This is a genomic window from Ruegeria sp. K3 (genome assembly GCF_056531845.1).
In genome coordinates this window covers 106,526-118,855 of sequence record NZ_JBQFMM010000013.1, presented here as the reverse complement: position 1 = coordinate 118,855, position 12,330 = coordinate 106,526, and the positions used below count along the sequence as shown (strand labels likewise).

Here is a 12,330-nt window from a genome sequence, read left to right as displayed (position 1 = left end):
GGGGGCACACAGGCTTTTGTTCATCTGTCGGCGTTCGCTTTCGAACGCATACCCGCTGGGATTTTTCGAATTGCTTTTGCGTTTTGTTTCACTCGGCTGCGATGGCGGATTTGGCGTTAAAACGCTCAATTATGGCATCTGCGCAATCGCGCCCGTCACGGATCGCCCAGACCACCAGCGAAGCACCGCGCACGATGTCGCCGATGGCATAAACGCCCTCCATCTCGGTTGCACCGGTCTGGAACGCAGCTTTGATTGTACCCCAGCGGGTCACAGGCAGATCAGGTTGGCCGAATAAGGTGGGCAGGTCTTCGGGTTCGAAGCCAAGCGCCTTGATCACCAGATCGGCCTCTTCGACATAGTCTGCGCCCTCAATCACTTCGGGAGCCTGACGGCCCGAGGCATCGGGCTGGCCCAGACGCATCTTCTGCACCATGACACCGTTTACTTGCTCATTGCCGGTAAAGCCTTTGGGTGCGCTAAGCCATTCGAAGATCACGCCTTCTTCCTCGGCATTCTGGGTCTCACGCTGCGAGCCCGGCATATTGGCGCGGTCCCGACGATAGAGGCATTTGACCGACGTCGCACCCTGACGAATCGACGTGCGCACGCAATCCATTGCGGTATCGCCCCCGCCGATGACGACCACTTTCTTACCTTCCGCGTTCAGGCGGCCATTGTCGAAGTCATCAACCGCATCGCCAAAACTTTTGCGATTCGAGGCTGTCAGAAAATCGATCGCCTTTTCAATCCCACCCAGACCGCTGCCGGGCATGGACAGATCACGGGATTTGTAGACGCCCGTTGCAATAATCACCGCATCATGTTTCGCGTGGATTTCCGCGAATTTCGCGGCGTCCACATCGCAGTTCAGCTCAAATGCAACACCACCATCTGCCAGCAGGTCATTTCGGCGTTGGACGATATCCTTTTCCAGCTTGAAACCGGGAATGCCGTACATCAGCAGCCCCCCCGCACGGTCATATCGATCATAGACCGTGACCTGAATACCCGCCCGGCGCAGCATATCCGCCGCTGCCAATCCTCCGGGACCACCGCCAATGATACCCACGCTTTCGTCGCGCTCGGCACGAGGCTGAACGGGTTTGACCCAGCCTTTGTCCCAGGCTGTATCGGTGATGTATTTCTCGATCGAGCCAATGGTGACCGTACCGTGGCCCGATTGCTCGATCACGCAATTGCCTTCGCACAGACGGTCCTGTGGGCAGATGCGGCCGCAGATTTCAGGGAAAGTGTTGGTAGCCTGGCTTGTTTGATACGCCTCTTCCAACCGCCCGGTTGCCGTCAGGTTCAGCCAATCAGGGATATTGTTGTGCAGCGGACAATGGGACTGGCAATAGGGCACTCCGCACTGGCTGCATCGGCTGGCCTGTTCGGCCGCCTTCTCCGCGGCGTACTCGGCATAGATTTCATCGAAGTCCTCTTTGCGGTCACTGGCGGCACGCTTTTCAGGCATGACACGATCGATCTGCACAAATTTCAGCATCGGTTGCTTGGCCACGGGTCAGACTCCATGAATTGGCTTGGTCAGGGTTCTTTAAGTGATGTCACTCTGGATGAAAAGTCAATAATACTGACCTATATTGAGAAAACTGCATCGCTCGATGTTTTTTCAGAGAAATTTGTCGTGTTTTTAGTTCCGATTCGGACCTATCTGAGCACTTCACTTTCCCGTTGCCCGCTTATACCCATTGTTCTCAACAAAACGAGCACGGTACCGGCAGAGCAGATGAGCCTTTTTCACTTGATTCTTGTGGCGATCATTCAGGGCGTCACCGAATTCTTGCCTGTATCTTCATCCGGGCACCTGATCCTGTTGCCCCGCCTGACTGGCGCGGTTGATCAAGGCCTGGCAATCGATGTCGCCGTCCATGTAGGAACACTTGGCGCGGTTATTCTTTATTTCTGGTCAGATGTGAAACAAGCCCTAGCCGGGATACCACAAATTATCCGAGGACGAATTGAGACGCCTCAGGCGCGGTTGGCACTGGGCTTGGTCATCGCCACGATTCCGACAGTCATTGCGGGCGGGATCGTGTACCTGACGGGGCTTGAGCAGGCTCTGCGTTCAGTCGCCGTCATCGGATGGGCGATGCTTGGCTTCGGGTTAGTGCTGTATTGGATGGATCAAAAGGGGGTACAAACCAAACGTAGTTCGGACTGGGGCTTAAAGGACGCAATGATCATGGGGCTGTGGCAGATGTTGGCCTTAATCCCGGGGACTTCACGCTCGGGGATTACGATCACAGGCGCTCGTCAGCTTGGCTATACACGCGAAGATGGTGCGCGGATTGCCATGCTGATGTCGATACCAACGATCATCGCTTCGGGCGTCCTGCTTTCGATCGATGTCGTCCGTGAGGCGGATACACAGCTGGCCAAGGACGGCGCGATTGCCGCAGCCTTCGCCTTTGTTTCGGCTCTGATCGCGCTTAACCTGATGATGCGGCTTCTGCGCAGCGTCAGTTTCACACCCTATGTGATCTACCGGGTCATCCTCGGAGCAATACTGCTAATGATCGCCTATAGCTGATCAGATGCGCAGGTTCTTGGCCGAGTTCTGAATATCGTCATACTGACCCGCAGGGCGGAATTTCCACAGATATTCTGGCAGCACCGACTCCAACGTTGCGGGCTCGATCCCGAGGTCCGAAAAACCTTTAGCGTCATCCGCCACCACATTATCGCGCCGCAGATTCTTAAGTTGGTCACGGGTCAGGATATTGTTCGGAAACAACTGAAAACTGACGAACTTCGCGATATCCAACACACCCGCCATGATTTTCGCCGCCCAGAAAGGCATCCCGATGATGATCCGGCGGCGATGAATTACGTCGAGCATCTGCTGCATCAAGGCGCGGAAACTCTTTACCTCTGGCCCGCCCAGTTCATAAACACCGGCAGACGCTTTGCCCAGAACGCCTTGAACTGCCGCTTGCGCAACATCATCGACATAGACAGGTTGAAATTTCGTTTCCGCCCCAACAAGCGGCAGGAACGGGCTCATCCGTGTCATTCCTGCGAAGCGGTTGAAAAACTGGTCTTCGGTGCCGAAAATGACTGATGGGCGCAGAATGACGGCGCCCGGCATGTGTTGCAAAACGCCCGCCTCGCCCTGCGCTTTGGTGCGCGCATATTCGCTGTCGGATTCGGGATCCGCACCAATGGCCGAGATATGGACCATGCGGTCAATACCCTGAGCGGCCGCCAGCCGGGCGATCCGTTCGGCACCTTCGGCCTGCACTGCGTCGAACGCATTCTTGCCCAGCTCATTCAATACGCCGACGCAATTCACCACGGCGTCCACACCATGCATCGCTGCAGCGACCGAGGCGTCATCACGGATATTGCACAAGATAGGCTCGACCTGACCAACCGCGCCATAGGGTCTGACGAACATCGCTTCATTGGGCCGCCGCACAGCGACGCGGACACGCCAGCCTTCTGCAGCCATACGCCGCGCGATATATCGGCCGACAAAGCCCGATCCACCGTAAATCGTGACGAGTTTCGACATGATGGCGCTCCTGCTGTCTTGGTCTGAATTGATCTAGCGCCCACGAGCCCGTCGAACAAGGCGCAATAACGCCGCGCTTCTCTGAAAATCCGTCGCGTGAACCAGAAGTTGGGGCACGCATCAAAAAACTTTCAAAAACACCCCCGAATCTGGTTGACGCCCCCTGCCAGTCAGCTTAAACGCCCCTCCACGACACCTGCCCAGGTGGCGGAATTGGTAGACGCGCTAGCTTCAGGTGCTAGTGTCCGTATGGACGTGGAGGTTCGAGTCCTCTCCTGGGCACCAAATTTTCCATAAAATTTGAACCCCTAGCACTTCCGGTCACTTGACCGATGTACAATTAGACTGGTTTGGCCTGTCTGAGACAATTTCTTTGTTTGACCCCGAAAATTGACCCGCAGGTAGCGGAATTAACAATCTCTGTTGCACTACCTTTTGCCAGTCGAAGAAGGACATGGTGCAAGGCTATGGCAATTTCCTGCAAATCAAACTCATCTTTTTTGAAGATACCTTCCCGTCACGCTTGTTAGTTACAAAGTCAACTATTACCACACCGATTAAATTCGATCGTATCTGTCCGGAAGGAACGTGCAAAATGAATGAGCCGACCAAGAATGAACGCATGACAGTTGCCCCATCCTTGAAAGGGCCGCACGAAGGGTACATGCCGGGCTTTGGCAACGATTACGAAACTGAAGCGCTTCCTGATGCTCTGCCCCAGGGTATGAACAGCCCGCAGAAATGCAATTACGGCCTCTATGGTGAGCAGCTTTCAGGCACTGCGTTCACGGCACCTTCGCACCAGAACGAGCGTACCTGGTGCTATCGTATCCGCCCGTCGGTAAAGCATTCACATCGCTATGAAAAAATCGATGTTCCCTATTGGAAATCAGCGCCCAATGTAGATCCTGACGTTGTCAGCTTGGGACAGTACCGCTGGGATCCGGTGCCCCATACCGGTGAACAGACAACCTGGGTCACGGGCATGCACACCATGACCACTGCCGGGGATGTGAACACTCAGGTCGGGATGGCCAGCCATATCTATATGGTGAATACTTCAATGCAGGATGATTACTTCTTCTCGGCTGACTCCGAGCTGCTGGTGGTGCCGCAAGAGGGCGTTCTGAGATTCTACACCGAATTAGGGATCATCGACCTTGAACCCAAGGAAATCGCTATCATTCCACGCGGCCTTGTCTACCGGGTCGAAGTCGTGGAAGGCCCTGCGCGCGGGTTCGTGTGCGAAAACTACGGCCAGAAATTCGAACTGCCTGGCCGCGGCCCGATCGGCGCCAACTGCATGGCCAACCCGCGTGATTTCAAAGCACCGGTCGCGGCGTTTGAGGACCGCGAAGTGCCCTCAACCGTGACCGTCAAATGGTGCGGTCAGTTTCACCAGACCAAAATCGGTCACAGCCCGCTGGACGTGGTGGCGTGGCACGGCAACTATGCACCCGTCAAATACGACCTGCGTACATATTGCCCGGTCGGAGCCATCCTGTTCGATCATCCGGATCCGTCGATTTTCACCGTTCTAACCGCACCTTCAGGCCAGCCCGGCACCGCCAATATCGACTTTGTTCTGTTTCGCGAGCGCTGGATGGTCATGGAAGATACCTTCCGTCCGCCCTGGTACCACAAGAACATCATGTCCGAACTGATGGGCAATATTTACGGCCAATATGATGCGAAACCGCAGGGCTTTATTCCCGGCGGTATGAGCCTGCACAACATGATGCTGCCCCATGGACCGGATCGCGAAGCCTTTGAAAAGGCGTCGAATTCAAACCTGGGGCCAGACAAGCTGGAAAACACCATGTCCTTCATGTTCGAAACCCGCTTTCCGCAGCATCTCACAGCGTTCGCCGCCAATGAGGCACCACTGCAGGACGATTACATCGACTGTTGGAGCGACATCGAAAAGAAATTCGACGGCACACCCGGCAAGAAGTGACGAGGGTATAATTCCTTCGTCTCCCAAAGGGCAGAGAATTAGAACGCTTGATCTGTAACGCATTTAATCGGGTACGTTCAGAAAAGCTTGGCGACCCCGGCAGGATTCGAACCTGCAACCTGCCCCTTAGGAGGGGGCTGCTCTATCCAGTTGAGCCACGGGGCCGCGCGTCGTTTTCTCTAGCGGGGTTTTTTCAGATTGTCATGGGCTTTGCACAACAGTTGAACAATTCGCCCTGTTCACGCTACCATCGGCCAAACAAACAATGCAGGTATCTCGGTGACAACAGAAACAAAACGCCCGCTTACCCTTCGTGATGTCTCGGAAGCGTCCGGAGTATCCGAAATGACCGTTAGCCGGGTGCTACGTAATCGCGGGGATGTGTCGGATGCCACCCGTACCCGTGTTTTGGCCGCCGCAAAAGAGTTGGGATATGTGCCCAACAAGATCGCGGGAGCATTGGCGTCAAGTCGGGTGAATCTGGTCGCTGTGATCATCCCGTCATTGTCAAATATGGTCTTCCCCGAAGTTCTAACCGGTATCAATCAGGTGCTGGAAGATACTGAACTGCAGCCGGTGGTTGGCGTCACGGACTATCTGCCAGAAAAAGAAGAAAAAGTGCTGTACGAGATGCTCTCGTGGCGGCCCTCAGGCGTGATCATTGCCGGACTGGAGCATACCGAAGCCGCGCGCGCTATGCTGGATTCAGCTGGCATACCGGTGGTCGAGATCATGGATACTGATGGCAAACCGGTGGATGCGATGGTGGGAATCTCTCACCGCCGCGCCGGGCGCGAAATGGCGCAGGCAATCCTGAAGGCGGGCTATGAGCATATCGGGTTTATGGGCACCAAGATGCCGTTAGACCACCGTGCCCGTAAACGGTTCGAAGGCTTCACCGAAGTATTGGGCAAGCACGGGATCGAGATTGAGGACCGTGAATTTTATTCGGGTGGCTCAGCGCTGGCCAAGGGGCGCGAGATGACACAAGCGATGCTGGAACGCTCGCCCGAGTTGGATTTTCTGTATTATTCCAACGATATGATCGGCGCGGGTGGGCTGCTGTATTTGCTGGACCAAGGGATCGATGTGCCCGGTCAGATCGGTTTGGCCGGATTCAACAATGTGGAGCTGCTGCAGGGACTACCACGCAAGCTGGCCACCATGGATGCCTGCCGGACCGAGATTGGGCGCACCGCGGCCGAGATCATTGCGGCGAAGTTGGCCGATCCGGATTCCGAGGTTGAAACCCGTGTTACCCTGACCCCCAAAATCAGCTATGGCGACACGCTGAAACGGCGATAACTCCCGATGGCGCAGCAACGTCTGGACAACCGCGCGGCGCGGGCGCTGTTCATGGATCGGCACGCGCTTTTGGAACAGCCTGCTGGAAGTTCCAAAGGCGATGACTTGTTACAGCTGATCCATCGTTTAGGGTTTGTCCAGCTCGACAGTATCAACACCGTCGCTCGCGCGCATGACATGATCCTATATGCGCGTAAGCCCAGCTATCGCGCGCGCCACCTCAAACACCTCTATGAACGCGACCGCGCGCTGTTTGAGCATTGGACGCACGATGCGGCGGTGATCCCAATGGAATTCTATCGCCATTGGCATCTGCGGTTCCTGCGCGATGCCGACATGTTGAAAGCCCGCTGGAAGAACTGGCGGCGTGACGGGTTTGAGCAAAAGTTCGAAACCGTCCTACAACATATCCGCGACCATGGTCCGGTTGGCTCGTCCGATGTCGGAAAAGACGAGAAAAAGGGATCTGGCGGTTGGTGGGACTGGCATCCATCCAAGACCGCGCTGGAATATCTCTGGCGATCCGGCGCGCTGACCGTGGTTGGACGCGATGGGTTTCAGAAACGCTATGATCTGACAGAGCGGGTTATAGAAACTCAACTTTGCCCCGGCAATTTGCATTGCGACGCAAATGAAACTGTGGATTGGTTGTGTAACGCCGCACTCGACCGGCTGGGGTTCGCCACATCGGGAGAGCTTGCCGCGTTCTGGGATACGGTAAGCGCTGCCGAGGCAAAATCCTGGTGCCAACAGGCTCTAACACAGGGTGAAATCGAAGAGATCTGCGCCGAATGCGCAGACGGGCGGGAACGAAAAGTGTTCGCCCGCCCCGGTCTATGTGAACACGCTACAGAGCTGCCCGATGCGCCGGGCCGGATCAGAGTTCTCAGCCCTTTTGACCCTATGTTGCGTGACCGGAACCGGGCCGAGCGGTTGTTCGGATTCCACTATCGGATCGAGGTGTTCGTACCCGAACCCAAGCGTACCTACGGCTATTATGTCTTTCCGTTGCTTGAAGGGCACCGGTTGATCGGACGCATCGACATGAAGGCCCAGCGAGACCGTGGACTGTTGCAAGTCCGATCCGTATGGCCAGAACGGTCGGTGCGTTGGTCTGACGCAAGAACCCGCCGCCTGCAGGCCGAATTGGACCGGGTACGGCGATTTGCGGAACTGGACGGGGTGGAATTTGAAAAGGATTGGCTGAAAGATCCTAAATAGAACCCAATTTTTCGATCAGGAAACCTTGTTCCTCAATCAGTAGGCGCAGCTCGTTCAGCGAAACATGGGGCGCCCTGCCCGATGTATCTAGCTGCGCATTTGCCCGCCCATACAAAGCCTCGCGACTGGCCAATATGTTCTTGAGCTGCTCCATCGCCTTGGGATTTCCAGCCATCGGGCGTTCGTCGCCTTGGGCGCGCACGCGGTCCATATGCTCGGTCGGTGACGCGCGCAGCCAGATGGTGTGAAACCGGCCAAGCAGGGTAGCATAGGTCGAAGGCTCTGATACTATCCCGCCCGCGACTGCCAGCACGACCCGATCATGCTCTGCAATCACCCGATCCAGCGCCTGCGCTTCCAGATTGCGATACCCGTCTTGCCCGTAGAACGCCATCACTTCAGACATGGGCATGCCGGCCATCTCTTCAATCATGGCTGTGAGCTCAACAAACGTCAGTCTTTGTGCAGCGGCCAGCATAGCACCAAGAGTTGACTTACCCGCTCCGCGTAACCCAATCAGACAAACCCGATGCGCACGTGCATCCTCATCTGGGTGAGGTTGCAATGCACGCCTGACGCTTTCTTTGACGTCGTCGCTGGCTTGTCGGAAAAGCTCAACTATCTGCAAAGCATCCGAATCCCACGGATCATCTTCACCAATCAACCATTCGGCTTTGTAATCCAGTGCCTGTGCGACACGGTGCAACACGCCGATCGAGATGTTGCCCTCACCCGCCTCAAGCTGCGCCAAATAGCGTGGGGAAACGCCCGAGTTCTCAGACAGGATCCGGCGCGGGATGCCTCGCATTTGACGCGCCCGGCGTACACGCGCGCCCACTCGTTCGCTCAAATCCTGCTTTGCAATATGTGCAGGCGGTGCCGGTTCTGGCGGTTTGGGCCCATCCATCTGCATTGAACCGTTTGTTAAAGGTAAGGATGAGGCTACGACGCGAACCATCTACGGGCAACGAATATTACCTTCTCCGCCCACAATGCTTATAGTTTGGGGCCTAAAACGAGGTCTGAACGACGGCAAACAACTTGGTTAGAGCCTGTTCTGAGCATTGCGCTCAGCCTTCCAGCTGGTGAAGCTCTACCAGAAGGTCCAGCAACTTCTCGTGCTGCTCTGCCCCGAGCAAAGAGCGGGTGTGTTCCGCCAGCTCCAACATTTCCGCCAGATTTGCGTCGATAATTTGCAACCCATTCTCGCTGATTTCGACAATCTGTCGGCGGCGGTCTTTGGTATCCGGCCGCCTCATGATCAGCTTGCTGTCTTCTAGCTTTTTCAGAATGCGCGTCAGGCTGGGCAACAAGAGGCAGGCGCGCTCGGCGATCTGAGTAGGCTCCTGAGGCCCTTCTTCCTGCAAAACGCGCAGAACGCGCCATTGTTGCTCGGTGACGCCAGCATCCGTTAGCACACCACGAATAGGCCCCATCACCCTTTCCCGAGCGCGCAACAGCGCTATCGGCAATGATCGGGACGTCTGTGGTAAGTTCTTTGACATATGGAATTTTCGCGCAATTCCAAATATTTCGCAATAGAACGTTGGTTGTGGTTGAGTTTCGTTTACTGGACTTTACTTAACTTGTTTAGCATATGATACTGACAAAAAGGCTACCGAGGCGGATAAGATGAAATGGAATGAATTCTCCGATTGGGGCAAGAAGGTTGCCGAGTGGACGCAAGACTATCACCTGAGGGTGGGCGACAAGCCCGTGCGCGCCCGGACCGAGCCGGGCGATATCCTGAACGCTCTGCCCGCGCATCCCCCTGAGCAGGGCGAGCCGATCGAGGACATCTTTCATGATTTCGAACAAATCGTGATGCCCGGCATTACCCATTGGCAACACCCTCGGTTCTTCGCCTACTTCAATTCGAACGCCTCGGCCCCGTCTGTTCTGGCCGAGTTCCTGGCCAGCGCCATCGCGCCGCAATGTATGCTGTGGCAGACCTCGCCCGCCGCAACCGAGATGGAAACACGAATGATGGACTGGCTGCGCGAAGCGCTGGACCTGCCCAAAGGTTTTGCCGGGGTCATTCAGGATTCGGCGTCATCTGCGACATTGGCGGCTGTGCTGACCATGCGCGAGAAGGCGATGAACTGGCAGGGCAACACGCTGGGGCTGTTCGGTCAAAAGCCACTGCGCATTTATTGCTCTTCCGAGGTTCATACCTCAATCGACCGCGCAATCTGGGTTGCGGGGATTGGACAGGACAATCTGGTGCGCATCCCCGTGCAAGGTGATTGGCGTGGAATGAACCCCGAGGCGCTTGAAGCAGCGATTCAATCAGATTTAGAGACTGGTTTCCACCCGGCGGGCGTGATCCTTTGTGTTGGAGGGACCGGAACCGGGGCAACTGATCCAGTGGATCGCTGCCTTGCGATCGCACAGAAATACGGCCTTTATTCCCATGTCGATGCAGCCTGGGCGGGGTCGGCGATGATCTGCCCCGAATATCGTCACTACTGGCCGGGGATCGATCAGGCCGACAGCATTGTATTCAATCCCCATAAGTGGCTGGGCGTGCAATTCGATTGCTGTGCGCATTTCCTGAAAAACCCCGATGATCTGGTCCGCACGCTTGCGATCAGCCCGGAATATCTGAAAACCCACGGCAAGGACGGGATCATCAATTACTCGGAATGGTCGGTGCCATTGGGACGTCGGTTCCGCGCGCTGAAACTGTGGTTCGTCATCCGCACCTATGGGCTGGAGGGGCTGCGCGAACGGCTGCGGAATCACGTCAATTGGTCGCGCGCGCTGCATGACCGTCTAGCAGCAGAACCGGATTTTCGGATCGTGACGCCTCCAATGTGGTCTCTTTGGACCTTCCGATACGAGCCGGATGGGGCCGACGATCTGGATGATCTGAACCTGCGGCTGGTGAATGCAATCAATGATGATGGGCGGATCTACCTGACACAGACCCGCGTGGATGGCGATATGGTCATCCGCTTTCAGGCAGGTCAGTTTGAAACCAAAGAACAGGACGTGATGATGGCCTATGACGTGATCACTGAAATCGCTCGAGGGCTTTAGGCCCTCATTGACGCTGCAGCCTGCGCGTATCCCCCCGAGGCCCCGTCAACAAAATGCACATGGTCGTCGCGCATGGCCGAGGGAACAAAGCAGGTCATCATCGCCTCTTGCTGGGCGTGCATGCCATATCTGATTTTGCCTTTTGTTTGCGCGTCGTCCAGCATCTGAGTGAGCTGTTCCAACGTGCTCGAGTCACAATCCAGCGTCATTTTCAGACCGTCATCAAACTTTCGGAAATCAGCGTTGCTACTGACCATCTCCTTGTAATGCTTGGGTTCGAATTGACCCAGGCGCATCCCGGTTTTGAACAACAAGCCGATCAACATATTCCCGATCATCAAGCGTGTTTTCTGCATCAGAAGATTCCGACCCGCGCGTGAGACATGGGCATCGATATCGACGCCGGGCGGAGGGAAACTCATCGGAGGTCCTTTGGCCGGAACCGGGTGACCGGCGCGTTCTAGCCCTTCGGCGACGGACAGGATGGATTGAGTCAGGGCGGCGAATTCAGCCTCATTAGACTCTGATGTAGGCTGAATAACCAGTGAAACGATCTGACCAACCCTCGCTGGACTGTTGGACCAACGACAAGATAGGCCGGTCAGATCGGGCTGCGCGTCAGGTCCGGCTGGTTGCACAACAAGTTGCCCGGATTTCATCTGAGCCTCGGCCCAGGCCAGTCCCCCGCCGGTAAACATCGCATAGTCAACGCCGGTGGACGGCGCAAAGCGAGCAACACGCAGATCACGTCCAGCGGCGCGGATGTCGGCCACCGAAACCAGCGCTGCACGCAGAGTGATTGAGAATTCCGTTTCGGCCCAGCTTTGCAATGTTGCCAGCGTATCTCGCGCGATCTCGGCATCCTCGTCCGATACGGCGAATCCAGCACCATCACCACCGAAGACATAGGGGAATATGCGCCCGCCCAGCGCATTGATCATGCCTGAAATCACGGCCGCCCCCACCATGTTGACGGTCTTGTACCGGCCCCGCGCGATTTCACCGGTCGAATCTACGATATCGGCGACGCCCAGAACCCATGTCTCTGGCAAAGGTGTGAACTGCGCGGGGTCACTGAGGCTGAGGAAATTGTCCGAAATGGGGACGGAGGCATAAAATACAGAGTCTGAGAGGGTCATAACACACTCGGGAAATCCTAAATCTGCAGTGATGATAGCTCAATTGTGAAGAATGTCCGCCCCAATCGATTCAATCATGGCACTTGTGCCGATCAACGCGGCGTGCAAAGCATCGGGGCGGCGCAGCT

At 56.0% G+C, this 12,330-nt stretch carries 10 protein-coding genes and 2 tRNA genes; 6 read left to right on the top strand and 6 right to left on the bottom strand.

Features of this window, described 5'->3' with window-relative positions; genetic code table 11:
* Positions 1-88: 88 nt before the first annotated feature.
* The gene (locus tag ACR0MP_RS19730) at positions 89-1,522 is read right to left on the bottom strand and encodes an NAD(P)-dependent oxidoreductase (RefSeq protein ID WP_170408747.1); all 1,434 of its coding nucleotides are present in this window, start codon (positions 1,520-1,522) and stop codon (positions 89-91) included.
* A 228-nt stretch (positions 1,523-1,750) separates the two neighbouring features.
* Here ACR0MP_RS19730 and ACR0MP_RS19725 point away from each other — a divergent pair, with 228 nt between their 5' ends.
* Positions 1,751-2,554, top strand: a complete 804-nt coding sequence (locus tag ACR0MP_RS19725; RefSeq protein ID WP_480887656.1) for an undecaprenyl-diphosphate phosphatase — start codon at positions 1,751-1,753, stop codon at positions 2,552-2,554.
* Here the strand turns inward: ACR0MP_RS19725 and ACR0MP_RS19720 are convergent, their stop codons facing one another.
* Positions 2,555-3,538 (bottom strand): complex I NDUFA9 subunit family protein, encoded by a 984-nt coding sequence (locus tag ACR0MP_RS19720; protein WP_170515229.1) that lies wholly within the window; start codon positions 3,536-3,538, stop codon positions 2,555-2,557.
* A gap of 198 nt (positions 3,539-3,736) precedes the next feature.
* Here ACR0MP_RS19720 and ACR0MP_RS19715 point away from each other — a divergent pair.
* Positions 3,737-3,823 (top strand) — tRNA-Leu (locus ACR0MP_RS19715).
* A gap of 310 nt (positions 3,824-4,133) precedes the next feature.
* Positions 4,134-5,495, top strand: coding sequence for a homogentisate 1,2-dioxygenase (hmgA, locus tag ACR0MP_RS19710; RefSeq protein ID WP_480887653.1), 1,362 nt, complete (start codon positions 4,134-4,136; stop codon positions 5,493-5,495).
* Between the two features lie 88 nt (positions 5,496-5,583).
* Here hmgA and ACR0MP_RS19705 read toward each other — a convergent pair.
* Positions 5,584-5,660, bottom strand: a tRNA-Arg gene (locus ACR0MP_RS19705).
* Between the two features lie 114 nt (positions 5,661-5,774).
* Here ACR0MP_RS19705 and ACR0MP_RS19700 point away from each other — a divergent pair.
* Positions 5,775-6,800: a LacI family DNA-binding transcriptional regulator gene (locus ACR0MP_RS19700; protein ID WP_170399205.1), complete on the top strand. Its 1,026-nt coding sequence runs from the start codon at positions 5,775-5,777 to the stop codon at positions 6,798-6,800.
* A gap of 6 nt (positions 6,801-6,806) precedes the next feature.
* Positions 6,807-8,021 (top strand): DNA glycosylase AlkZ-like family protein, encoded by a 1,215-nt coding sequence (locus tag ACR0MP_RS19695; RefSeq protein WP_170408750.1) that lies wholly within the window; start codon positions 6,807-6,809, stop codon positions 8,019-8,021.
* Here the strand turns inward: ACR0MP_RS19695 and ACR0MP_RS19690 are convergent.
* Both ACR0MP_RS19690 and hpaR read right to left on the bottom strand, forming a co-directional pair.
* Positions 8,014-8,928: a helix-turn-helix transcriptional regulator gene (locus tag ACR0MP_RS19690; RefSeq protein WP_170408751.1), complete on the bottom strand. Its 915-nt coding sequence runs from the start codon at positions 8,926-8,928 to the stop codon at positions 8,014-8,016. The genes ACR0MP_RS19695 and ACR0MP_RS19690 overlap by 8 nt on opposite strands.
* A 163-nt stretch (positions 8,929-9,091) precedes the next feature.
* Entirely contained in the window at positions 9,092-9,526 is a 435-nt protein-coding gene (hpaR, locus tag ACR0MP_RS19685) for a homoprotocatechuate degradation operon regulator HpaR (protein WP_170408752.1), read from the bottom strand.
* 127 nt (positions 9,527-9,653) lie between these two features.
* Here hpaR and ACR0MP_RS19680 point away from each other — a divergent pair, with 127 nt between their 5' ends.
* On the top strand, positions 9,654-11,063 hold the full coding sequence (locus ACR0MP_RS19680; protein WP_170408753.1) for a pyridoxal-dependent decarboxylase: 1,410 nt from the start codon (positions 9,654-9,656) through the stop codon (positions 11,061-11,063).
* Here ACR0MP_RS19680 and ACR0MP_RS19675 read toward each other — a convergent pair.
* Positions 11,060-12,202, bottom strand: coding sequence for a DUF3095 domain-containing protein (locus ACR0MP_RS19675; RefSeq protein WP_480887650.1), 1,143 nt, complete (start codon positions 12,200-12,202; stop codon positions 11,060-11,062). The two genes, ACR0MP_RS19680 and ACR0MP_RS19675, sit on opposite strands and share 4 nt — an antisense overlap.
* Positions 12,203-12,330 lie beyond the last annotated feature (128 nt).

Excerpts from the sequence above, each read along its gene's own strand:
- ACR0MP_RS19695 (WP_170408750.1), top strand. The coding sequence starts at position 6,807 with ATGGCGCAGCAACGTCTGGACAACCGCGCGGCGCGGGCGCTGTTCATG.
- ACR0MP_RS19725 (WP_480887656.1), top strand. The coding sequence starts at position 1,751 with ATGAGCCTTTTTCACTTGATTCTTGTGGCGATCATTCAGGGCGTCACC.
- ACR0MP_RS19720 (WP_170515229.1), bottom strand. The coding sequence starts at position 3,538 with ATGTCGAAACTCGTCACGATTTACGGTGGATCGGGCTTTGTCGGCCGA.
- ACR0MP_RS19680 (WP_170408753.1), top strand. The coding sequence starts at position 9,654 with ATGAAATGGAATGAATTCTCCGATTGGGGCAAGAAGGTTGCCGAGTGG.
- hmgA (WP_480887653.1), top strand. The coding sequence starts at position 4,134 with ATGAATGAGCCGACCAAGAATGAACGCATGACAGTTGCCCCATCCTTG.
- ACR0MP_RS19675 (WP_480887650.1), bottom strand. The coding sequence starts at position 12,202 with ATGACCCTCTCAGACTCTGTATTTTATGCCTCCGTCCCCATTTCGGAC.
- hpaR (WP_170408752.1), bottom strand. The coding sequence starts at position 9,526 with ATGTCAAAGAACTTACCACAGACGTCCCGATCATTGCCGATAGCGCTG.
- ACR0MP_RS19690 (WP_170408751.1), bottom strand. The coding sequence starts at position 8,928 with ATGGATGGGCCCAAACCGCCAGAACCGGCACCGCCTGCACATATTGCA.